Here is a 2,187-nt window from a genome sequence, read left to right on the forward strand (position 1 = left end):
AACTGAGGAGTTCGTTCGCCATGCGTTACCGCTCGCTCGCGCTCGTGGCCGTCGCCACCGCGGCCCTGTCCTCTCCCACCGTCGCCGTGCCCCTGGCGACCGCGGCACCGCTCGCCCGGCACGCCTGCTCGGCGTCGACGGACATCGAGAGCTTCTCGGACGTCCTGGACAAGACGACCTTCCATGGCGTACCCGTCGCGGAGGTGTCCGGGCTGGCCGTCGACCGCGACCGGCGGCTGCTGGCCGTCGCCGACGAATCGCACCTGTTCACCCTCGACGCGGACGGCGGCCGGGTGCGTGCCGTGCGGGCCCTGGCCGACGAGCACGGTCTGCCGCTGGACTCCGAGGCCGTCGCGGTGGACCGGGACGGCACCCGCCTGGTCGCCTCCGAGACGGGACCGGCCGTCCTCCGGTTCAGCCCGTCCGGGAAGCCGCTCGGCCGCCTCGCGGTCCCGGACGAGTTGCAGGTCGCTCCCGTCGGGCGGGCGGTGCGCAATCAGACGTTCGAGGGAATCGCCCTGCTGTCCGACGGCCGTACGCTGGTCGCCTCCATGGAAGGTGCCCTCGCGGGTGACCAGGCCGAGGTCCGGCGGCTGCAGACCTGGCACCGTGACGGCCCGCGCGGCGACTTCGAGGCCGCGGCCCAGTACGCCGTCAGAGCCGACCGCGGCCTGACCATCTCCGACATCACCGCCACGCCGGACGGTCGACTGATCGTCCTGGAACGCGGATACACGGCCGGTGTCGGCAACACGGTACGGCTCCAGCTCGTCGACCCGCGCACGGCCTCCGACGTGCGCGGTGTGGACGTCCTCGACGGCTCGGGGCACGTCCGGTTCGCCCGCAAGGTGCCGCTGGCGGACATCGCCGACTGCCCCTCCCTGGGGGCGACCAGCTCCCAGCCGCAGCCCAATCCGCTCCTGGACAACGTCGAAGGCGTCACGGTGACGGGCCGCACGGCCGACGGACGTCTGCGGTTGCTGATGGTCAGCGACGACAACCAGAACGCGGACCAGAAGACCCGTCTGTACTCGTTCTCCGTGCGACTGCCACGCCGCTGACCCCTCCGGCAGGCGGGACTCGGCGTCCGGCCCTCCGCCACTTCGGGCGGCATGCCCGACCGTGCACAGCACATGCCTCCCAGTGCCCTGATACGGGCCCACGGGCACGTCCTCCGGGTGTCTGGGCCACCACCGGCGGATGATGGCGGGTGAGGCAGCCGACGAGCTGTGCGAGCGATGCGAGAAGAGGAATCCGCATGACCGAAGAGCCGATTCTGGTGCTTGCGGCCACGGGTGGACAGGGCAGTGCGGTGACGCAAGCGCTGCTCGGCCGCCGGGCCCGGGTCCGGGCACTGGTACGCGATCCCGGACGGCAAGCGGCACGGCAGCTCGCCGGGATGGGTGTCGAGGTCGTCGGGGGATCGTTGAGCGACGCCGACTCGCTCGCCGCCGCGATGACCGGGGTCGCGGCGGTCTTCGCCTACACGACCCCCTTCGAGGCCGGCCTCGACGCGGAGGTGCGCCAGGGACGGGCCATCATCTCCGCGGCCACGCGGGCGCGGGTTCCGCACCTGGTGTTCAGCTCCGTGGCCGGGGCCGACCAGGACAGCGGGGTGCCGCACTTCGAGAGCAAGGCGCGCATCGAGGCGGAGCTGGGCTCGGGCGACGTGCCGTACACGATCCTGGGGCCGACGTACTTCTTCGACAACGCGCTGGGCGGCGCCGATCACATCCTCGACGGTGTCCTCGACCTGCCGCTGCCGGCGGACCGGCCGTTGCAGCAGCTGGAGCGCGCCGATCTCGGCGCCTTCGCCGCGAAGGTGCTGCTCGACCCGGCCGGGTACGCGGGACAGCGCATCGAACTGGCCAGTGACGCGCCCACTCCCGTGCAGATGGCCGACGCCCTTGGTGCGGCCCTGGGACGGGAGGTCCGTCACGCGCGCGTTCCGCTGGAGGCCGTGACCAACCCCGACATGCACGCCATGTGGGCCTTCTTCAACGGTCCCGGTTACCAGGTGGACATCCCCGCGCTCCACCGGGACCACCCCGAGATCGGCTGGTCCCGGTACGCCGACTGGGCCGAGCGCGTGTGGTCGGCCGCCCGTTGAGCGCTCACAGGCGCTGAACGCGACGCGGCCGTGGTTCCCTCCCGGGTGAGGAGGGCACCACGGCCGCTTCCGGTTCA

2 protein-coding genes are annotated in these 2,187 nt (G+C 72.3%); both read left to right on the top strand.

Features of this window, described 5'->3' with window-relative positions; all coding sequences use genetic code 11:
• Positions 1-20 precede the first annotated feature (20 nt).
• A complete protein-coding gene (locus IE260_RS40865; protein WP_189880997.1) occupies positions 21-1,061 on the top strand; it encodes an esterase-like activity of phytase family protein in 1,041 nt (346 codons plus the stop codon).
• A gap of 197 nt (positions 1,062-1,258) precedes the next feature.
• Entirely contained in the window at positions 1,259-2,110 is an 852-nt protein-coding gene (locus tag IE260_RS40870) for an NmrA/HSCARG family protein (protein ID WP_189880998.1), read from the top strand.
• The last annotated feature ends 77 nt before the right edge of the window (positions 2,111-2,187 follow it).

This window comes from Streptomyces viridiviolaceus (assembly GCF_014650995.1).
Lineage (GTDB): Bacteria > Actinomycetota > Actinomycetes > Streptomycetales > Streptomycetaceae > Streptomyces > Streptomyces viridiviolaceus.